At 30.9% G+C, this 22328-nt stretch carries 17 protein-coding genes and 2 pseudogenes; 15 read left to right on the top strand and 4 right to left on the bottom strand.

What is annotated here, in order from left to right; all coding sequences use genetic code 11:
* Nucleotides 1-88 precede the first annotated feature (88 nt).
* The 6 genes and pseudogenes from LQ615_RS06915 (at nucleotide 89) to LQ615_RS06890 (ending at nucleotide 7574) form a co-directional block, all read left to right on the top strand.
* A complete protein-coding gene (locus LQ615_RS06915) occupies nucleotides 89-1768 on the top strand; it encodes a thiamine pyrophosphate-binding protein (protein ID WP_239703805.1) in 1680 nt (559 codons plus the stop codon).
* A 313-nt stretch (nucleotides 1769-2081) separates the two neighbouring features.
* Complete coding sequence (locus LQ615_RS06910; RefSeq protein WP_147640506.1) at nucleotides 2082-2570, top strand: glycosyl-4,4'-diaponeurosporenoate acyltransferase CrtO family protein; 489 nt, start codon at nucleotides 2082-2084, stop codon at nucleotides 2568-2570.
* Nucleotides 2563-4054, top strand: a pseudogene (locus tag LQ615_RS06905) (phytoene desaturase family protein). The gene LQ615_RS06910 and the pseudogene LQ615_RS06905 overlap by 8 nt, the downstream one beginning before the upstream one ends.
* Nucleotides 4055-5200, top strand: a complete 1146-nt coding sequence (locus LQ615_RS06900; protein WP_239703806.1) for a glycosyltransferase family 2 protein — start codon at nucleotides 4055-4057, stop codon at nucleotides 5198-5200.
* A complete protein-coding gene (locus LQ615_RS06895; protein ID WP_239703807.1) occupies nucleotides 5197-6072 on the top strand; it encodes a phytoene/squalene synthase family protein in 876 nt (291 codons plus the stop codon). The genes LQ615_RS06900 and LQ615_RS06895 overlap by 4 nt, the downstream gene beginning before the upstream one ends.
* A pseudogene (locus LQ615_RS06890) lies at nucleotides 6069-7574 on the top strand (phytoene desaturase family protein). The gene LQ615_RS06895 and the pseudogene LQ615_RS06890 overlap by 4 nt, the downstream one beginning before the upstream one ends.
* Before the next feature lie 105 nt (nucleotides 7575-7679).
* Here the strand turns inward: LQ615_RS06890 and LQ615_RS06885 are convergent.
* Nucleotides 7680-8597, bottom strand: a complete 918-nt coding sequence (locus LQ615_RS06885; RefSeq protein ID WP_239703808.1) for a DMT family transporter — start codon at nucleotides 8595-8597, stop codon at nucleotides 7680-7682.
* A gap of 212 nt (nucleotides 8598-8809) precedes the next feature.
* Between LQ615_RS06885 and LQ615_RS06880 the strand changes: the two genes are divergently transcribed.
* The 3 genes from LQ615_RS06880 (at nucleotide 8810) to LQ615_RS06870 (ending at nucleotide 12399) form a co-directional block, all read left to right on the top strand.
* The gene (locus LQ615_RS06880; RefSeq protein WP_239703809.1) at nucleotides 8810-9694 is read left to right on the top strand and encodes a 5'-nucleotidase, lipoprotein e(P4) family; all 885 of its coding nucleotides are present in this window, start codon (nucleotides 8810-8812) and stop codon (nucleotides 9692-9694) included.
* A gap of 309 nt (nucleotides 9695-10003) precedes the next feature.
* Nucleotides 10004-11359 carry a GntT/GntP/DsdX family permease gene (locus LQ615_RS06875; RefSeq protein WP_239703810.1) on the top strand — a complete coding sequence of 452 codons (1356 nt, stop codon included), beginning with the start codon at nucleotides 10004-10006 and terminating at the stop codon, nucleotides 11357-11359.
* A 140-nt stretch (nucleotides 11360-11499) separates the two neighbouring features.
* Nucleotides 11500-12399, top strand: coding sequence for a LysR family transcriptional regulator (locus tag LQ615_RS06870; RefSeq protein WP_239703811.1), 900 nt, complete (start codon nucleotides 11500-11502; stop codon nucleotides 12397-12399).
* Here LQ615_RS06870 and LQ615_RS13475 read toward each other — a convergent pair.
* Genes LQ615_RS13475 through LQ615_RS06860 form a run of 3 tightly spaced genes read right to left on the bottom strand, consistent with a single transcriptional unit; the run spans nucleotide 12387 to nucleotide 14984 of the window.
* On the bottom strand, nucleotides 12387-13160 hold the full coding sequence (locus tag LQ615_RS13475; protein WP_239706297.1) for an AbgT family transporter: 774 nt from the start codon (nucleotides 13158-13160) through the stop codon (nucleotides 12387-12389). The genes LQ615_RS06870 and LQ615_RS13475 overlap by 13 nt on opposite strands.
* Nucleotides 13117-13779: a hypothetical protein gene (locus tag LQ615_RS13470; protein ID WP_239706298.1), complete on the bottom strand. Its 663-nt coding sequence runs from the start codon at nucleotides 13777-13779 to the stop codon at nucleotides 13117-13119. The genes LQ615_RS13475 and LQ615_RS13470 overlap by 44 nt, the downstream gene beginning before the upstream one ends.
* 20 nt (nucleotides 13780-13799) lie before the next feature.
* On the bottom strand, nucleotides 13800-14984 hold the full coding sequence (locus tag LQ615_RS06860) for a M20 family metallopeptidase (protein ID WP_216683823.1): 1185 nt from the start codon (nucleotides 14982-14984) through the stop codon (nucleotides 13800-13802).
* Nucleotides 14985-15687: 703 nt separating this feature from the next.
* On the opposite strand from LQ615_RS06860, the gene LQ615_RS06855 reads away from it, so the two are divergent.
* The 6 genes from LQ615_RS06855 to LQ615_RS06830 all read left to right on the top strand — a co-directional run bounded on the left by LQ615_RS06855 (nucleotide 15688) and on the right by LQ615_RS06830 (nucleotide 22318).
* On the top strand, nucleotides 15688-17016 hold the full coding sequence (locus LQ615_RS06855) for a PrsW family glutamic-type intramembrane protease (protein WP_216683822.1): 1329 nt from the start codon (nucleotides 15688-15690) through the stop codon (nucleotides 17014-17016).
* Nucleotides 17016-18134, top strand: coding sequence for a zinc ribbon domain-containing protein (locus LQ615_RS06850; RefSeq protein ID WP_239703812.1), 1119 nt, complete (start codon nucleotides 17016-17018; stop codon nucleotides 18132-18134). Before LQ615_RS06855 ends, LQ615_RS06850 begins: the two co-directional genes overlap by 1 nt.
* 184 nt (nucleotides 18135-18318) lie before the next feature.
* Nucleotides 18319-19149: an AraC family transcriptional regulator gene (locus LQ615_RS06845; protein WP_017000411.1), complete on the top strand. Its 831-nt coding sequence runs from the start codon at nucleotides 18319-18321 to the stop codon at nucleotides 19147-19149.
* A gap of 104 nt (nucleotides 19150-19253) precedes the next feature.
* Nucleotides 19254-20579: an ABC transporter substrate-binding protein gene (locus LQ615_RS06840; protein ID WP_239703813.1), complete on the top strand. Its 1326-nt coding sequence runs from the start codon at nucleotides 19254-19256 to the stop codon at nucleotides 20577-20579.
* A gap of 9 nt (nucleotides 20580-20588) precedes the next feature.
* Entirely contained in the window at nucleotides 20589-21488 is a 900-nt protein-coding gene (locus tag LQ615_RS06835; RefSeq protein WP_064204713.1) for a carbohydrate ABC transporter permease, read from the top strand.
* A gap of 2 nt (nucleotides 21489-21490) precedes the next feature.
* Nucleotides 21491-22318: a carbohydrate ABC transporter permease gene (locus LQ615_RS06830; RefSeq protein WP_017000409.1), complete on the top strand. Its 828-nt coding sequence runs from the start codon at nucleotides 21491-21493 to the stop codon at nucleotides 22316-22318.
* The last annotated feature ends 10 nt before the right edge of the window (nucleotides 22319-22328 follow it).

Below are 22328 nucleotides of genomic sequence, written 5' to 3'. Positions count from 1 at the left end.
TTAATAATAAACAGTGTTACCATAATATAGTCAGTTCGATTACTAGCTTTTAGATTTTATTAATTATTTTATAAAAGGGGTTATTAATATGAATAATAAAATTGATTATACAGTTGCAAATGTCATAGTAGATAAATTAATAGAGGCAGATGTCGATACAATTTTTGGGATTGTCAGTATACATAATATGCCGATTTATAATGCGATTGCCCAAGATGGGCGCATCAAGCTTGTTACAGCGCGTGGTGAAAGTGGTGCTGTAAATATGGCAGATGGTTATGCACGTACGAGTGGAAAAATGGGTGTAGTGCTAACAAGTACTGGTGCAGGTGCTGGAAATGGTGCGGGATCTTTAACAGAATCTTGGAATGCAGAAACACCGCTTTTACATATTACGGGTGAGATTGATTCAAACTATATCGGTAAACATAAGCGTTACATTCATGAATGTAAAGATGAGTTAGGCATGATGGAAGCTGCAAGTAAAGCTGCTTATCAATTAGATTCACCATATCAAATTCATGACTTTATGTCTCATGCTATAAAAGAAGCACAAAATACCCCAACGGGACCAATTACAGCAATTATTCCTACAAATTTACAACATGTGAAACTGCCGAAGCTTGAAGTAATAGAAACAGCTACTCAAGTTGAACAACAAGATATTGTGATACCTGAAGAAGTTATAGAAATGATTATAAATGCGAAAAAACCAATCATTTGGGTAGGTGGCGGTGTAATTAAAGCAGGTGCGACAGACGCTTTACAACACCTTGTAAATAAATTGCAGGCCGCAGTGATTACGAGCGAATCAGGTAAAGGTGCGTATCCAGAAACTTCAGATCTATGTTTAGCAAATAATTCAGTACATCCTGAAGTTACGAAATTATTGAAAGAATCAGATGTTTTAATTACAATAGGAACGCATTTGCGTGGTGAAGATACGCTGAATTGGGAGCTCGAATTACCGCAAACACATATTGATATTAATTCAAACCCAGAACACATCAATAAGAACTATATTGCATCTAAATCAATCATTGGGGATGCAAACACAGTTTTAGAATCATTAAATCATGCACTTAAATCAAAGCATGTACAAATTGATGAAAGTTATGTTAAACAAATTGCTAATATTAAAGCTCAGATGTATAAAGCATTAAGCAATGATGTTTCACCTTACAACCAAATTGCTGAAAGTATGAATCAATTGCTTGCAGATGATGATGTTGTCGTAAGAGATGTCACTGTGCCAGCATACTGGTGGGGCAATCATTTAATTCAATTTACGAAACCTCGCACATCAGTTTATACAGTAGGCGGTGGTATTGGACAAGGTTTGCCATTAGCTATCGGTGCACAAATGGGCACAAAACAACGTCGCGTAGTTAATATGGCTGGTGACGGAGGATTTATGGTCAATGCTGGAGAATTAGCTACACTTGCTGAACAAGATTTACCAGTTATCACTTTGCTATTTAAAGATGGTGGCTACGGTATTTTACGTTATTTACAAAGTGCAGCTTATGATTATAACGAAGGTGTGGATCTTCATACACCAGACTTTAAAATGCTAAGTGAGTCTGTAGGTATACATGCAGAAGTAGTTGAAAATATAGACGAATTCCATAAAACTTTCGAGTACGCACTACAACTTAATAAACCTGCTTTTATTATTGTTGATATGGATAAAGTTGGACCTACAAATGTTTCTTATTCAGAAGATGAAGCTTATATAGAAAGCTTCCGTCCACAAGAAAAGTTCTAAAATACAAGAGTTAAAAACATCAAGCTGTTAGTTAAAAGTAACGGTTTGATGTTTTTATTTTATATAAATATTTAAAATATTTTCTATTTATAACCAATGTTTTTCAAATTATTTTTTAAGTTATATTTTAAATAATAATTTTATTTAATAATAGTTTACATAAGTATATATAGGGTACTATTTAAACAAGAGATTAGAGCTCTTGCCAAGTTATTCACCATGAAAGCGAGTTAGAGGGATTAAAGTCCTGACTCGCTTTTTTTAATCACAAACGAATTTTAAATTAATATAAAACTCATTAGGAGAATAAATAATGAAAAGGCTAATACTATCCATTTCTGTGTACTGGTTTGTTGTACAAATGATTATTTCTACATTGGGTACTTTAATAGATAAACGTTACTTTGAAAAATATCATTTTTTATTTAAATCATGGCCAATAGAATCAGAAGGAAGGCTATGGGAAAAATTATTTAAAGTGAAATCTTGGAAGAAATTACTTCCAGATGGACACAAAATGAATCACGCAATTAAAAGTAAAAAGACTATAGAAGAATTAGAATCTGAACAGTACATCAATGATTTTATTTTAGAAACGAGAAGGGCTGAATTTATACATCTGTTATCTATGTTGCCGGCTTCAGTATTCTTGAAATCATCTAGAAAAGTTAAATTTATAAATATTGTATACGCAATTGTTTCTAATGTACCTATTATCATTGTCCAACGTTATAATAGGCCGAAATTAGAAAGGTTTTATTATAAAAAGTTCGTTGAAAGAAAGGGGAAACACAATGAATAAAAATATAGTTGTCATTGGAGGTGGCTTAGGTGGTATTTCTGCTGCCATTAGAATGGCTCAAGAAGGCTATACAGTAGATTTATATGAACAAAATAATCATATTGGTGGGAAAGTAAATCGCTTAGATGTTGAAGACTTTGGATTTGATTTAGGGCCTTCTATTTTAACGATGCCTAAAATATTTAAGCGACTTTTTAATTATAGTAACCGTAATTTAGAAGATTATGTCACTATTAAAAAGCTTGATTTACAAATTAGAAATTTCTTTCCAGATGGCACGGTTTTAGATTTTTATGATCAAATAGAAGATATTTTAAAAAATAATGAAATGGTAACTGAAAAAGATGCAAAAGAACTCAACAATTTTATGAATTATGCGAAAAGCATTCATGATATTGCAGAAAAAGCTACTTTAATGAGGGTTTAGATAGTTTAACTTCTATTGTTAAATATCATGGTCCTTTTGAAGCTTTAAAGAAATTCGATTATTTTCATACGATGCAACAAGCCATTAACAAGAGGGTTACTAATGAATATTTAAGAGAAATTCTTGGTTATTTCATTAAATATGTTGGGTCTTCTTCTTATGATGCTCCAGCAGTTTTAACACTTTTACCTCAAATGCAGTTTGAAGAAGGCTTATGGTACGTAGAAGGTGGTATTCACAAATTAGCAGATGCGATGAAACAACTTGCAGAAGAATCAGGCGTGAATATTCATTTAGGAGAGAAAGTGATTGATATGCATTTGAATGATTCTAAAGATATTGAATCTATCACTTTAGAAAACGGTCCAACAATTTATGCTGATTACTTTATTTCAAATATGGAGTATTGCCTTTATACCAAAAATTATTAAATTTCGAACAAAACAAAATAGATAAATTAGAAAAAAAGTACGAACCTGCTAGCTCAGGTTATGTTATCCATTTAGGCGTGAATAAACTGTATCCTCAATTAAAGCATCATAACTTTTTCTTTTCATCGAATTCTAAAAGGAACTATGACGAAGTTTTTCATAAATATCAATTACCTCAAGATCCAACGATTTATGTTGTAAATCCTAATAAAACGGACGCTACTCAAGCAACTAATGGGTACGAAAATATAAAAATTTTACCGCATATACCTTATATACAAGATAAACCTTTTACTGAAGCACAATACAAAGCATTCTATGAGTTAATTCTGGATAAGTTAGAAAATATGGGTTTAACAGATTTAAGGAAACATGTCGTATATGAAGATATCTGGACGCCCAATAGAATTGCTTCAACGTACGGTTCGCATAAAGGGGCTATATACGGAGTAGTATCTGATCGTAAGAAAAATAAAGGTTTTAAATTTCCTAAACATAGTAAATACGTTAATAATTTATACTTTGTTGGTGGAACAGTTAACGCTGGAGCAGGTATGCCAATGGTTACTTTAAGTGGAATGCAAGTTGCAGATATGCTGATTCAAAAGAAAGAAAGCAGTGATTAAATGATCGGAATAAACTATTTTATTTCATTAATGATTGTTATTTGGTCGATGATTAGCGGCAAGTTTATGTTCCTTTACAGAAGATTGATTGATGTTAACCAAATGACAGCAGAAACACCGCCAATTAGTATTATTATACCTGCTCGAAATGAACAATCTAATCTTCCGAAGTTATTAAAATCTATCAATGCAAACAATACAAAGACTGAAGTAATAGTCGTTGATGATGACTCTACTGATGATACTCTTGGAGTCGCTGAAGCATGTGGTGCCAAGGCAATAAAAGTGAGCGGGCACTCTAAATATAAAGGTAAATCTAATGCATGTTGGCAAGGAGCATTACAAGCTAGTCATTCATTTTTACTTTTTATAGATGCTGACATTGAATTGACAGCAAAAGAAAGTTTGTCACGTATATACGGACAATATGAGAAGCAGTCATGTAAAGGCCTATTATCTATTCAGCCATACCATATGATTAAGAATAAATATGAAAATTTATCAGCTATTTTTAATTTATTTACATTAGTCGGTATGAACGCATTTTCATATAAGCATCACAACAATAAAAATATAGGAGCTTTTGGACCAGTTGTATTTACAAATAAACAAGATTATTTAACAACTGAAGGCCATCTCAACGTACAAGGAGCTATTATAGAAGGTTTTGCAATTAGCAAAGCTTATGACAAGTTAGGCTTACCTGTGGAAATATATGAAGGAGCAAATATCGTTAACTTTAGAATGTATCCAGAAGGATTATCAAGCTTAGTCAATGGATGGTCTAAACATTTTGCTTCAGGTTCATCTATCACGAAACGAAGTGTGATGTTTATGACGATGAGTTGGTTATTTGGATCAATTACATCTGTCTTACTCATAATATTTGGGTTAAAGAAAAGTATGAAAGCTCTGATAATATCGTTAATAATGTATGGAAGTTACGCGTTACAATTTCTAATTTTAATTAAAAGAGTAGGGAATTTTAATAAAGTAATATCACTATTACATCCTGTTTTTTCATTATGCTTTGTCATCATTCACGCAAAATCATGGATGGATATACATGTGTTTAAAACAGTTAAATGGAAAGATAGAAAAATAGATTTGAATGCTAAATTGGAATCTAGGGGTGAGAAGGAATGAAACAGTTAGATAAAGACTATAATTATTGTCATAACATTATGAAGACCCACTCAAAAACTTTTTCTTATGCTTTTGATTTTTTAAAAATAGATAAAAAAAGAGCAGTTTGGACTGTTTATGCGGTTTGTCGCATCATAGACGATAGTATTGATAGAGATCAAGACTTAAACCAGTTATTAAAAATAGAATCCGATTTAGATGCTATTTATAACGATGAATCTAAAGATTTTGAAAGTAATGTTGCTATTATGAGAGCATTTAAAGACACACTGAAACATTATGCTATACCACATCAACCTCTCTTAACATTAATCCAATATGTTAAAAATGATTTAGAATTACGTCAAATTAAGACGGAAGACCAGTTCTTTAATTATTGCTACGGTGTTGCGGGTACAGTTGGAGAACTATTGATACCTATATTAGCTTCGAAAAATCATAGTAATTATTCATCAGCAAGAGAAGCTGGTATTGATTTAGGTAAAACAATGCAAATCACTAATATATTAAGAGATGTTGGGGAAGATTTTAAAGAAAATCGAGTTTATATAAGTGAAGAGAAGTTAAATCAATATGAAATAAAACTATCAGACATTTATCAACATGGTGTTACAAAATCCTATATCAATCTATGGGAGAGTTATGCTTATGAAGCACGTCTACTGTATGAAAAAGCTTTGAATAGAATTAAAGATTTTGATGAAGATGTCCAATATATTATTGAATTGGCTGCTCGTGCTTATTTTGAAATTTTAGAAGAAGTAAGAAAATCGAATTACACTTTGCATACAAAAGTTTATGTAAATAAAGTGAGAAAGATATCAATATATAATGAAATTATGTCAAAATATAAAAGGAGGGGAACACCATGAAGATTGGAATTGTAGGTGGAGGCGTTTCAGGCTTGGCTGCTGCAGCAAGGTTATCTGCAAACGGACATCAAGTTGATCTATATGAAAAAGGAGAGCAAGTTGGTGGTAGAATGAACCAAATCAAACAAGATGGATTTACGTTTGATATGGGTCCAACTATTGTCATGATGCCTGAAATATATCGTGATGTATTCAGTTACGCAAATAGAGACATGGATGAATACTTAGAAATTAAACAGTTACCTTTCATTTATGATGTCTATTTTAGTGAGGATGATAAAGTAAGAGTTCCGACGGATTTAGCTCAACTAAAAGACATGTTAGAAGGTATTGAACCTGGTTCCACACATGGCTTCATGTCTTTTCTAACTGACATATACAAAAGATACGAAATTGCTCGAAAATACTTTTTGGAGCGTGCTTTTAGAAAGCCAACAGATTTCTATAATCCATTTACTTTGTACCAAGGCTCGAAATTAAAAACACTCGATACTGCTGATAAGCTTATTGCAAAATATGTAGATAATGAAAAAATTCAAAAGTTATTAGCATTTCAAACGTTGTATATTGGTATAGATCCAAAACGTAGCCCCTCTTTATATTCAATTATACCTATGATTGAGCTTATGTTTGGAGTTCACTTTATCAAAGGTGGCATGTATAGTTTTGTAAATGCACTTGAACAGTTAAATCGAGAATTAGGCACTCAAATTTATACGAATTCAAGCGTTGATGAAATCATAATTGATCAAAGGTTTAAGCGTGCGGAAGGTCTAAAAATAAATGGTAAAATTGAAAAATATGACAAAATATTATGCACGGCAGATTTTCCTTATGCTAAATCAGAATTAATAAAAAAAGAAAACCAGCCTAAAAAATATACTACTGAAAAAATTAATAATATGGAATATTCCTGTTCAGCATTTTTAATGTATTTAGGTTTAGACAAAGACTTAACAGATGAACTTTTGATACATAATATTGTTTTCTCAGAAGATTTTAGCAATAACATTGAAGAGATTTTCGAAGGGGAACTATCAGAAGATCCATCCATTTACGTATATGCTCCTAGCGTAGAAGATGAAACATTAGCACCAGAAGGAAAAACAGGTGTATATGTATTAATGCCTGTTTCAGAATTAAAAACGGGGAAAGTCGATTGGTCAGATGAGAAATCCATCGAACAAGTGAAAAATATCATTTATAAAAAGTTATCAACTGTAAAATCATTAAACAGCATAGAAGAACATATAGTGACAGAAATGATATTTACGCCAGAAGATTTCAAAGATAAATACAATGCTAAATTCGGATCAGCATTCGGTTTAATGCCAACATTGGCATAAAGTAATTATTATAGACCACCCAATGTAAGTAGAGAATATGCTAACTTATACTTCGCAGGCGCAAGCGTACACCCAGGCGCTGGCGTACCAATCGTACTTACAAGCGCAAAAATTACAACCGAAGAAATGCTGAAAGATATGAAAGATGGGAAATAGGCAATGAAATAGCGTAAGCATCAAGGGTTGTGTTACGTGAGTCAACGTTGAAGTTAATTCAATAAGTAAAGGGCTAAGACATTTATTTTTGTCTTAACCCTTATTTCATATTACTTTATTTTTTGAGTTTTTTCGTCTTATTTTTAAGTTTAAATTACCTATGATTGCTGCTGAGGTGATAACTAATAATATACCTATAATTTGCCATATATTTAATACATCACCTAAGAAAATTACGCCAGATAGTATCGCTATAATTGGTTCCATCGTTGATAAAATGGAGGCTGTGCTTGCTTCTAGGTTTTTTAGACCAGATGTATATAATAGGTATGCTAGAACAGTAGCGATTAGTGACAATGCTATTGACGGAGTTAGTACTTCTATTTTAGTAAATTGATTGGCTTTTGTTGTGATATCACTAAAGATAAGCATGAAAATAGCAGTATATAAGAAATTATAAGTTGTGATTGTTAATGCTGAATATTTACGTGTGATAGGTTTGCTGAAAGTAGTGTACAGTGCGAAACAAAACCCTGATAACAATCCAAGTATGAGTACACTTATAGAAACTTCTATATCACCACTTGGTAAAAATCCAACAACGAAGCTACAACCAAAGACAGCTATGATTAATGCTAATATCTTTTTAATAGTAAATGCTTCTTTGAAAAATATTCTACTTAAAATCGTGACAAAAATTGGCCCTGTATATAAAAGTGTGACCGCTAAAGAAAGTGTTGATTGAGAAAAAACTTCAAAGTAAAAATAATTAAACAACGCTGTACTTAAAATACCTGCACATGCAAAGTTAATATGATCTTTTAAATTTGTTTTTAAGAGATGAGGATATCGTATCAACATAAAAATAAACAAAAACACAAATGTGAATACACCTCGAATAGCCACGACTTCCCATGCAGTAAACCCTTCTTTGTATAAAGGATTAACAAATAATCCAATAGTTCCCCATAAACCCGCACCACACATTGTCATGATATATGTTTGTAAATTCGTGCGCTTCACAACATAACCCCCAATCAAAGATATTAAATACAGTATAAAGGTTTCAGTGTAAAAAAACTTCTTTATATTTAAGTTCTTTAAAAAATTAAATAATCATTCATGTTAAATAACTGAAAATTATATAATTCACAATATTGTAACTATTCACATTTCGTTTAATTTGTTATATCATTTAAATTGTATTGGAAATTAAATTTTAAAGGAGTGAGCACATGAATAAGTTTTCGAAATATGTTGTAACGGCTTTATTAACGGGAGCTTTCACAGTTTCAGCACCACTCTCTACATACTCACCTGTAGCGAATGCAAGCGGATCAGGTGCACCAACGATGAAACAGGAGAAACAGCAGCAACAAACCGATCTTGGTTCTGAGAATATCATGGCTGTTTCATGGTATCAAAATTCAGTAGAAGCTAAAGCTCTATATTTACAGGGGTACAATAGTGCTAAAGTGCAACTGGATAAAGAAATTAAGAAGAATGATGGGAAAGAAAAACTTGCTATCGCACTTGATTTAGATGAAACAGTTTTAGATAATTCGCCTTATCAAGGATATGCGACATTAAACAACAAAGAGCATCCAGAAGGTTGGCATGAATGGATAGAAGCAGCAAAAGCAAAACCAGTATACGGTGCTAAATCTTTCTTAGAATATGCAGATAAAAAAGGTGTAGACATTTACTACATAACTGACAGAGATGAAGATAAAGACTTCGAAGCAACTAAAAGAAACTTAAAAGAACAAGGTATTCCACAAGCAACTGATGATCATATCATGTTAAAAGGCAAAGATGATAAGAGTAAAGAACCACGTAGAAAACAAGTGGAAAAAGATCATAAACTTGTGATGTTATTTGGAGATAACATTTTAGACTTCGGTGACCCTGAAAAACCAACTGCTAAAGAACGTGAAAAATTCATTCAAGAACATAAAGATGATTTCGGTAAGAAATACATTATATTCCCAAATCCTATGTATGGAAGCTTTGAAGCAACATTGTATAACAACAACTATGATATTAGCGACGAAGAAAAAGATCAGCTAAGAAAACAATCAATTAAACAATTTAACCCATCAACAGGTGAAGTTGAATAAAATTTAAGCAAAGTAAATAGATTATATACAGTTGAACAAGCTAAAAATTATTAAATTTTTATTTTAAGGGAGTGGGACAGAAATCTCATTTTAATAAATAGATTTCGTAGTCCCACCCCGGCAAGGATGACTAGGATTGGAAAAAGCTTGATATAAGCGCATTTTCAATCCAGTCAGCTACTGCCATTATAATAAAAGAGGCTGAGACATGTATTTATGTCCCAGCCTCTTATTTCTATATAAAAATAAACAATAAAAGATGGGGATAATCATTTATAAAAAGAAATAGCATAAATGAGGAGGGGTAAAATGAATGGTGATTTATGGTTGATATTAATCACAATACTAGGTATAGGATTATTACTATATTTAGTAATGGTCTCAAAAATGCAGGCGTTTGTTGCTCTTTTAATTTCTAGTATTCTTATTGGACTAGCTTCAGGTATGAACTTGAACAAAATTGTAGAAACTGTTGAAGAAGGAATGGGAGGAACATTAGGCTTTATAGCTGTAGTAGTTGGCCTCGGCGCTATGTTCGGAGAAGTATTAAAAGTCTCTGGTGGTGCAGAAAGGTTAGCTTTAACGATGGTTAATAAATTTGGAGATAATAAAGCACAATGGGCACTAGGTATAACAGGTTTCATAGTTTCCATTCCGGTATTTTTAGATGTGGCATTAGTGATATTAATTCCTATCGTTTATAGTTTAGCCCAGAAAGCTAAAAAGCCAATTTTATTCTATGGTATCCCTTTATTAGCTGGGTTGGCAGTTACACATGCATTCGTACCTCCAACACCTGGTCCTATAACGGTAGCAAAAATGCTAGGAGTAGATTTGGGGTGGGTTATTCTATTTGGTATTATAGCCGGTATTCCTGCTATGATTTTAGCGGGTCCTATTTTTGGAACATTTATAAGTAAAAAAGTACACTTAGATATGCCAGATATCGCTAAATTACATGGAGAAGTAAAAGATATAAAATCAGAAAAAGACTTACCTAGCTTTGCTTTAGTAGTAAGTCTAATCTTAATTCCGCTAATACTAATACTCATTAACACTGTGTCGGGGGTAGTCTTACCGAACGGTCTTGCTAAGGATATTCTAACGTTTATTGGACATCCATTTATCGCTTTAATTATTACAGTACTTTTAACATTTTGGTTATTAGGAACTAGAAGAGGTTACACTAAAAGCGATATTCAGGAGATTGCAACTAAAGCTTTAGAACCAGCCGGTATTATCATTTTAATTACTGGTGCAGGTGGAGTGTTCAAACAAACGTTAATAGACAGTGGCGTAGGTAAGGTGATGGGTGAGTTTATGGCACAATCTAACTTACCAATCGTAATGGTCGCATTTCTAATAGCGTTATTTGTTCGTGTAGCACAAGGTTCAGCAACAGTCGCAATGGTTACAGGAGCAGGATTAGTATCACCTATCATAGCCGATATGTCAGTGTCACAACCAGTATTAGGATTAATTACAATTTCTATCGCAGCAGGATCTACAGCCGTTTCACATGTGAATGACTCAGGGTTCTGGTTAGTAAATAGATTCTTCGGAATGACAGAAAAACAAACCCTTAAAACATGGACAGTTATGGAAACAATTGTAGGTTTCGTAGGATTTGCTGTTGTAATGATTTTAAGTTTGTTTATTAAATAATTAAGTTGTTAATTAAAGCTACTAGTTTATTTAGTAACCTAAATATATCTATTTTATTAATAATGATAATAGTTGTAATTTAAATATTTTTTATGAAATGCAGTAGAAGATTAACCAAATTAAATAAGAAGGTGTAATGCGTGAAAGAAGAAGATTATAAAATATTATCTTTACTTTATTATGAAAAGAATTTAACAAGGGTAGCTGAAAAGTTATTTATTTCTCAACCCGCTTTAACATATAGAGTGAAGAAAATTGAAGAAGAGTTTGGCATTAATCTAACAAATAAATTTGGTAAAACAATTAAATTCACACCTGAAGGCGAATATTTAGTTCAATTTTCTAATAAAATCTTGCACGATATTCAAAACTTAAAAAATAGCATAAATGAAATTAAAGCTTTTGTGCCTGATAGTTTTAAATTAGGTGTTAACAATAATTTTATTCTCTATAATTTACCGGGTATTTTGAAGAGGTTTTCGTCTTTAGATTCAACTATAAGTATGAGTGTAGAAAGTGGTTGGAGTGCAGAAATTATGCAAAAATTAGAATATAATGAACTTGATATTGCTATTGTTACTGGAGATTACCAATGGTACGGAGAAAGTATATTTTTAAAAAAGGATCCTATTACATTAATTAGTAGTATGCCTATTAATTTAGATACTTTGCCAAAAAAACCAAGAATTAATTATAAACCTAAAAGGAATTATAAAGCGTATATAGAGTTAGAAAATTCTATCACAAAATTAATAAATGATTGGTGGCAAAATAGATATAACGTTGAAGCTTTAACTGTTATAGAATCAGATAAAGTAGAACTATGTAAAGAATTAGTGAAAGAGGGCATAGGTTATTCAATTATTCCTAATTCCTGTATTGAAAAAAACGAAAAATTCTATCAATATGATTTAAAGGATGAAAATAAAAACTATATATATAGAAAAACATGGCTATTTTATCGAGAAACTATAAAAGAAAATAGCCATGTCCATGAATTTATTGAGTTTTGTAAAAAATACTTTAATCAAGGGCCATAATTTATAAATACTGCAATTATTAAGAATATAATACCTACTAAACTCCACCATAAAACTAAAGGAAAAGCGAATTTTAACCATTTAGTCCATGGTATACCCCCAATTGCTAAGACGGACATAAGTACTCCTGAAAATGGTGTAATAATGTTTGTGATACCATCTCCGAGTTTAAATGCTAATACTGTAGTTTGTCTTGTAATACCTATCATATCACCAATTGGACTCATGATAGGCATTACAATAGAAGTTTGACCACTTCCAGAGCTTACTAATATATTAAATAACCAATTAAATGCAAACATTGACAAAGCTCCAATTGTTATAGGTAATTCTTGCATGTGTATAGTGGCTGCATGAGTTATAGTATCTAATATATTAGCATTATCAAATATAACAATAATAGATCTAGCAACCCCAATGATAATTGCACCATAAGCTAATTTTCTAACGCCAGTCATAAAAATTTTAATGAAATCATTAGGTTTAATTTTGTTGATTAACGCTATCACTATGGAGGATATAATGAAAATTCCAGAAAGTTCATTAACTGACCATTCATACGTAAAAACTCCAAATAAAAACACACCAATAGCTAGGATGAAAATAAAAATTATAAATTTATGTTTATTATTGAAATTTTCATACGATTGAGTGACATTCACTTCTTCTTCTATAGGGAAAGGATTATCTTTCAATATACTTTTCGAAGGGTCGTTACTAATTTTTTTTAACGTATCGACAAATATACAAAATTGTAACAATAATCAATACACCAAAAATAATTATTCTAAACCATGCTCCAGAAAATAAAGGAACACGAGCTATTTTTTGTGCAACTCCCATGATTGCTGGATCAAAAGTCCCAACTGCTCCCCCAGCAAAATTACCAAGATAAACAATAGATACTCCAACGATAGCATCTAATTCCATCGCCCTAGCTAACATAATGCCAACTGGAATAAATGCAATGACAGTATTTCCTGAGATTCCGACTTGGTGCATAACCCCAAATAATAATGCAATGCTGATAATTAATAAATATTTTCTACCTTTTGTTTTGGCTACTAAAGCGTTAATACCGCTATAAGTAGCACCAGTAGAATCAATAATTGCAATAGCTCCACCTATAATCAATACCAAAAATACGATATCAGCACCTTCAATCAACCCTTGAGGGATGGCTGTGAAAAAATCCATTAAGCTTGTTGGATTTTTTTCAGTTGGATGAAATGAATTAGGTAATATTTCATTTATTCCATCAATTGTTTTTCTCTTATATTCACCAGATGGTAAAATATAAGTTAGAATAGCTGCAATGATAGACATCACAAATATAATGATTATTGCATCAGGAAAACTTTTTTCTCCCTTTTTTTTCATGAAAATACCCCCAGTTATTGTTAGATGTCTTTGTTTGCTTCTTCAAATTCAGTTAATATTTTTGAACGTAAATCGGAATTAGTTAAGAATTCAAAAATCGTATAACTTAAAGATTTGCTAGCTACTTGAATAGCTTCATAAGCTTCTGTTGTTTTGCCAGCTTCAACCCATTTTTTAGTATGATTAGGAGTGTTGTATGGGACAAAAGCTGTTCTTAAACACGCTCCTGGTACATCATGTGTTACTAAACTAAAATCTGTAGATCCTGTCTTTTTTCTTGGTGGCGTTATTTGTTTTGCCCCAGCCACTTCAGCATTTTTTAAAATTACATCATTTAATGTTTGAACATTAATTTTACTTTCCATTTGCTTTAATGTATTAATTTTCACTTCAGTTTCTGTAGATAAAGCTGCACCTTTGGCTACTTTATAAACTCTTTTTAGAACATTATTTAAATTACTTCGTTTCTTTGCTCTAATAGAAAATTGAGCAGTGGCATATTCTGGAACTATATTAACGGCTTGGCCTCCATTTGTGATAATACCGTGCATTCTCACATCATTACTGACGTGCTCTCTTAAGTATTCAATTCCATTAAAGAGCATCATAACACCGTCTAATGCACTTCTCCCGAGTTCGGGAGCCACCGCTGCATGAGAAGGTGTACCTTGAAATTCAAAGTCTAATTTATTGATAGCAAGCGATTTGGTATCTACTGTGGTTCTATCCCCTGCGTGCATCATTAAAGCTAAATCTAAATTTTTGAATACACCTTCCTTTTGCATAGGTAACTTACCACTTGTTGTTTCTTCTGCAGGCGTACCAATCACTTTAATTGTGAAACTTAAATCTTCACATGCTTTTGCAATTGCTATAGCAGCTCCAACTATAGATGGGGCTTGTAAATTATGTCCACAAGCATGTCCTAAATCCTGTAAAGCATCATATTCGCAAATAAGCCCTATTGTTAAATGATACTTTGAATCTTTGTCGTTATTACTATATTTTGCGATAAAAGCTGTTGATAAATTTGCAATGTTTCTACTAATAGAAAATCCATGATTTGATAACATTGTAGTTATTTTATCGACAGCTTTATATTCTTGATTACCAAGTTCAGGGTTGTCGTGTATAAAGTCGTTTAGCTTAAATAATTCTAGTTCAATCTTCTTTACTTCGTTATTTATTTTTAATTTATAATCCATTTTGATATTCCTCCTTGAAAGGATTTTCTTATTGTAAACTTACCATTTTGATAATAATGATTGAAATTCATTTTTTTTAACTAGCTATAAAAAAATTTTATAGTGAGTGTGAATAATTAATTTATAGATGACATTATTTATCTGACAGAAATCAAGCATTTAAAATAAAAAGGGTATGAAATTTAAGATGTTCATTGCAAAGTTTGGTATTACTTATAATGAGGTAAAGGTGGCACGAATAAGAAAGATTGGAAAGCAATAACTATGATATTAGTAATAAAGAAATAATCAACTCAAAATGACTAACAATAAATAATTTAAACCATTAATAGAAGGAGTTGAATAAAATTCATTAAATAATTAAGTTGTTAATTTAAGCTACTAGTTTATTTGAGACTAGTGGCATTTTTATATAGTTGTGCAAGGCTAATAAGCACTTCTTTTATCTTTTGGTTTATATATTAATATTTTTAACTAGACCAACATAATTTGAATAGTACTTGTTATTTGATTTAATATAATTTCTGAAATACATACAAAATTTTATGTTCTTTTATTTAAATTGTATATTAATGTTTTGATTAAATATTACATTTTGTATATTTTAATTTTAGTTTTAAAAAATAATATAGCGTTTTTTTGTTTTACATATTAAAATATTATTATAATTAGTAATATTTTGAGGAGAAGGTAGGGAAAATATATGATATGTGCGAATTGTAGTGTTGCAGTTGGGGAAAATGATAAATTTTGTATAAATTGTGGAACTAACTTAGAAGAAACTTCTATAAAGAGTGAAAATATTATTCAAAATGAGAATGCTTGTCCAATGTGTAATACAAGTATAGAGGTTGGTGATAAATTTTGTACTGGATGTGGTCATAACCTAAATGGAAATGATAATAGTCAGAAAACTGTATTTTCTAATATTGATGAAGAAGAGAATTTTATTGGGAGTGAAGGTAATAAAGAAAAAAAAGTAGCAGACAATATCAACTTAAAATCAGAAGCTAAAAATATATTTGATAGTACTACAAAATCAATTGGTAGACTTGCTGGCAGTGAAGAAAGTTTAAATTTAAATTTAAGAGATATGTTTTCAGAGGTTTTTAAACCACATACAAAAGATGAATCAGATGAAGTCTTTATAGCTGGAACTAAAAATACTACACCTTCATTAGATGAAGTTTCAGAAGAATGGGGGAAACCCTGGGTCTTTGCTAGAGTATTTTTAGCATTTGCTTTGGTATTTATAGCTTTATGGGTTCTAGGAAGCTTTTTTGAAAATGAGAAAGCGATTCCTGGATTAATATTTATAGGAGCATTAACTGTTCCCTTAGCTGGATTATTCTTTTTTTATGAATCAAACGCATTTAAAAATATAAGCCTATTTGAAGTATTAAAGATGTTTTTTATAGGTGGAGTCTTGTCTCTTATAAGTACTACTGTTCTATATAGTTTTATTACATTTAGCGATGACTATTACTTTTATGGATCAATGACTGTAATTGATGCTGGGTTAGTCGGATTAGTAGAAGAAACAGGAAAAGCACTTATTATTGTTTATTTTGTTAATAAATATAAAACTAATAAAATTTTGAACGGATTACTAATTGGAGGAGCAATTGGCGCCGGTTTTGCTGTTTTTGAATCTGCCGGTTATATATTAACTTATTCGACTAATTTTGAAGCGACAATAATTGAAATGGTAATTTTAAGAGCTTGGAGTGCTATTGGTGGGCATTTAGTATGGTCAGCTATTGTAGGTGCAGCTATTGTCATAGCTAAAGGAGATAAAAATTTTGAATTTAATAGCATAATGGACAAGAGATTTTTATTTTTCTTTTTGTCAGCAGTAATTTTACATGGAATTTGGGATACATCATTTTCAATAGGAGAAAACTATTTTATTAAATATTTATTATTAATATTTGTAGTTTGGTTGCTAGTATTTATATTAATGAAAGCTGGATTGAGACAAGTAAATATCCTTCAAGCAGCTATGTACGAAACGAAGGGAGAAAAAGAATAATGAAATATTGCCCAAACTGTGGTAATAAAATAGAACAAAATCAACAATTTTGTAATGAGTGTGGTACAAAATTAATTGGAAAAAACGAAAAAACAAATAGTGAACATATAAAAAAAGTGGTTAATCAACAGGGCAATGAAAAAGTAAATATAAAAAAACAAAAAAAATCTAAAATTTGGATGGTTATCTCCTCAGTAGTTATAATAATTATATTAATATTAGCCTTATTATTTACAGGATATCTTTTTTACAAAAATATTTTATTAGGAAACGATTCTAGCGATACTTCTCAAAGTAATAATAAATCTCAAGGTTATACACAAATAGAGATTAATGTGCTATCAGACCAGTTCAGTGAAAAATTTATGAATTCCGATAATACTGGTGGTTATCAAGGATTTAAGCTTGGAATGTCAAAATATGAAGTGAAACAAAATTTTGGAGATTCGACAGATAGTATTGATATGGATATTGGGGATGTTGAAAAATTTGGAGATATAGGTATTTATTATGGTATAGATGACACAATATCAAGCGTGTACGTTTTACCAGAAAGAGTATCAGTTGATGACTTCAAACAATTTCATGGCGAACCCACAGTAGAAACTGATACTCAATTAGTTTATGATGATAATCCTAATAACACTTTTACTATTTTGATTAATATACAGGGAAACAAGGTTTTATCGATTGAAAATACATTTCAAATTGATCAAACTTCATTAGATAATATGAAAAATAGTGTAAGTGACAATGGTAAAGCATCACAGAAGTTTACTCAAAAAGCTGTAAATTATGCAGGTGGAATAGGAAAAATTTTAAGTACAGCTTTCAGTGCTAGTGACTATACTGAACAGGATGAGTATTTATTTAAAGCTAAATATATGGTGGACAACTGGGATAGCGCCTTAGATGAGTTAAATAACCAAGTCACAAATAATGATGAAGAAGAAATTTTATTACAACTAGAGAAACTCAAAGATAATAGAGATGAGATTTTAGATAATATTGAAGAATTTAGTGACAGTAGTAATTCTAAAGCATGGCAAGATGCTCAAAGAGATTATGAAACAATAAAAATAGAGTTAAGAATGTTTGAAAATGAGTATGCTGAATAGTAATTTATTCTCTAAGTAGATATAAAGAAGTTCAAGAAAATAATATGATAAAGCGTTTTATCTATATAAAGATATACGCTTCATTTTTTGTGCGTTTCCTGAAAAAGGTAAGTTTATATTAATTTTAACGAATAGCTTATTTCCTTATTTATAACAAAATATATTAATTTTGGGGGGGATGATTTTGGAAAACTTATACACACTACAGTTTTTATATATAAATAAATATAGGTTTTTACAAGGTTGGAGCGATTATGATGGTGGCGTATTATTTTCAATCATTCGTTATATTATTAAAGGTTCTGGTGAATTTACGATAAATGGTGAAAACTATCGAGTGCAAGAAGGCGATATTCTATGTATACCTCAAAATGCTACTTTAGTAAGTGAGGCTATGGACTCAAATATAGAATTTATTAGTTTAAGATTTAGAGCAGATATACATAAATATGGAGAACTACAAAAATTATTAATGATTGATCTTCCTAATCATATTCGTTTTGATGACGCCACTATAAGAAAACTTTGTGGTAATTTATTTGTAAACATGAATGATTTATTTATTAGAGATGAAGTAGGGCAGAATTATAAGCTTTTAGGACAATTATATTATTTAATTGGAACAATAAAATCACATTTGAAAGATACAGTTATAACTCAAAAGGTAGTTCCTCAATTAGAAACTAACCATAATAATGATAGAAGAATTATTCAAACTATAGAATATATAAAAAATAATTTAAGTACTGCGCATCATATTGCTACATTAGCAAGTATGGTTGATTTGAGTGAATCTCAGTTTAGGTTATTATTTAAAAGTTTTACAGGTAAATCTCCTAGAACTTATATTTATGAATACAAGATGACATCAGCAGCTGAATTGTTATTACATACGAATTTGAAAATAAATGAAATTGCTCTTCAAGTAGGTTATGAAGACGCAAATTATTTTACTAGACAATTTAAATATGTCTATGGGTTATCACCAAGGGCGTATAGAAACTATAGAAACTAGCATAATAATTGGTTTATGCTAGTTTTCGTTGTTTTATGTGCTATTTTTCATATCGATAATTATATATACTATTTTGTAAGCGCTTACTACATAGGAGGGAGTCCATGAAAAGTAAAATTATTTATTTATTACTAGCTTCTATACTTATTTTAACTTCTTGTGGTCAAAAAGATGATTCTGAGACTTCTAATAAAACATCAAATGAATTAGAGGGTGAAATCACTTTTTGGCATTCATTTACACAAGGACCTAGGAAAGAATATATAGAGAAAAAAGCTAAAGCTTTTATGAAAAAACATCCAAAGGTGAATATAAAAATTGAAACTTTTGCGTGGCCAGAATTTCATACAAAATGGACAACAGGGGTCCAAGCGGGGCAAGTACCAGACATTTCTACAGCTATGCCAAATGACGTTTCACTCATGATAGATGCAGATGTCTTATCAGATGTTGATAGTGTAGTTAGTGATATTGGTGAAGACAAATTTTATCATGGACCATTGAAAGAAGGAGAAAAAGATGGAAAGCATTACTCCTTACCTTTATATTCACATGCGCAAGTTATGTGGTATAGAAAAGATTTACTTAATGAAGTAAATGAAGAAGTACCTGAAACATGGGATGACTTTAAAAGGGTAACAGATAAGGTTTCGAAAAAAGGAACATTTGGCGTTTCTGTTCCTATGGGTACAGGAGACATGATGGCTAGTAGATTTTTAAATTTTTATGTTAGATCCCATCATGAAAAATTAGTTGAAAATGGAAAAGCAGACTTAACAAATGAAGTAGCAATAGATGGCATTAATTATTGGATTGGTAGATATCATAAAAACTCTCCTAAGGGATCTCTTAATTTTAAAGTGCTTGACCAAGCTAATTTATTCTATCAAGGGAAAACAGCGTTTGATTTTAATAGTGGGTTCCAAATATCAGGAGTTGAAACTAATTCACGAGATTTACTAAATAAAATAAGCGCTGCACCAATACCAAAAGAAAAGGCTTCTGATAAGGACAAAGGTATTGAAACTACAAATGTACCAATAGTTTTATGGAAACAGAGTAAACATAAAGATATCTCGAGGGCGTTTTTAAAAGAACTATATAGTGAAGATGATTATGTAGATTTCTTACTTTCAACACCTGGAGGTATGTTACCTGTACTAAAAGGTATTTCTGATAAGCCGAAATATCAAGAAAACCCAACTATAAAACGATTCAAACCAGAAATTGACATGATAGAAAAACAAATTTCACAAGGAACAGCGATTGGTATGGAAGATGGACCGAATATAGAGGCAAGTATACTAACTACTCAAAATATTATTGAGGAAATGTTCCAAGAAATCGTTACTACGGATATTAGTACTGAAGATGCCGCAAAGAAAGCTGAGGAAAAGTTGAATAGACAGTTTGAAATTATGAATAGGTAGGTGAAGAAAATGTATCAATTAAAAGAAAATTTTAAAAAGATGGATAAAGTAGGTATGTTATTTATTCTACCTTCATTATTGATTGTTGTATTGTTACTAATCTACCCTATTTTTTCAAGTATATATTTTAGTTTTACATCTAAGAACTTGATTAAGTCGGATTACGATATGGTTGGATTTGAAAACTTTAAATTTGTACTAAGTTCAAAAGAATTTTATGAAGCATTATGGATTTCAGTAAAATGGACAGTCTTGTCAATAATGGGACAAGTAGTAGTTGGATTTATTGCTGCATTAACGCTCAATAAACTACCAAAATTCTCTGGGTTATTTAGAGTTTTACTCATCATACCTTGGGCATTTCCTACTATTGTTATTGGCTTTTCATGGAAATGGTTATTAAATGATGTTTCAGGTGTTATACCAAATTTATTAACAACGATTGGAATAACAAGTGCAAATGTAGATTTCTTATCTAACAACACACTTGTATTTGGAACAGTCGTGTTTATAAATATTTGGTTTGGCGCTCCGTTGTTTATGGTTAACATTCTTTCAGCATTAAAAACAATTCCAAATGAACAATACGAAGCTGCTGTTATGGATGGTGCTAACGCGTGGCAATCATTTACGAATATTACTTTAAGACATATTCGAAGTGTCATTGGATTATTAATTGTATTAAGAACAATATGGGTCTTTAATAACTTTGAATTACTATTCTTAATAACTGGTGGAGGCCCAAGTGGTGCAACGACAACCTTACCTATATATGCTTATAAAACTGGTTGGGGCTTGATGCAATTAGGTACTGCATCATCTATTACAATATTACTTTTAATATTCTTGATTTCAGTAAGTTTCTTTTATTTCAAAGTGTTAGATAAATGGGAAAGTGAGGATAGATAATTATGAAGAAAAAACATTTAGTTAACGTAGGACTATATACAATAATGATTATTTTAACAATTATTGCTGTTTTTCCATTTCTTTGGATTTTACTATCTTCATTTAAGTCATCAACAGAGTTATCGAATAATCCTTTAACTCTAATACCTAAGGATTTCACTATTGAATATTACAAACAAGTTTTATTTGATTTAGGTTTTGTTAAAAACATAAGAAATAGTTTAATTGTTTCACTAGCAGCCACGTTAATTACTATTGTCGTCTCTGCATTAGGAGCATATGGAATTGTGAGGTTCTTTCCAAGATTCGGAAAGTTAATGACTAAAATTCTAATTGCGACTTATATGTTTCCTCCTATATTGTTAGCAATTCCTTATACAATCGTGATTGTGCAAATGGGATTAATGAATACATGGACTGGACTAGTAATAACATATTTATCTTTTTCAATACCTTATGCAGTATGGATGTTAATAGGATTTTTTAGTACCGTACCATTTGAAATTGAAGAAGCGGCAAAGATAGATGGGGCTGGTAGATTTGTGATCTTTAGTAAAATAGTTCTTCCAATTGTTATGCCTGGTATAGTTGCGACAGCAGTGTATACCTTTATCAATACATGGAATGAATTCTTGTTTGCATTGTTACTTATTAATAGTACAAATAAAATGCCTATTTCAATTGCATTATATTCTTTAAATGGATCAGAAATATTGGATTGGGGACAAATGTTAGCAGCTTCAGTAATTATTGTCCTACCATCAATAATATTCTTTATGTTTATACAGAAAAAAATTGCTGCTGGGCTTTCAGAAGGCTCAGTTAAATAGAAAGGAAAAT

The organism is Mammaliicoccus sp. C-M13, assembly GCF_022386845.1.
GTDB classification, from domain to species: domain Bacteria; phylum Bacillota; class Bacilli; order Staphylococcales; family Staphylococcaceae; genus Mammaliicoccus; species Mammaliicoccus lentus.
Note: the sequence above shows the minus strand (reverse complement) of the source record. Positions and strands in the feature narration are given on the sequence as shown.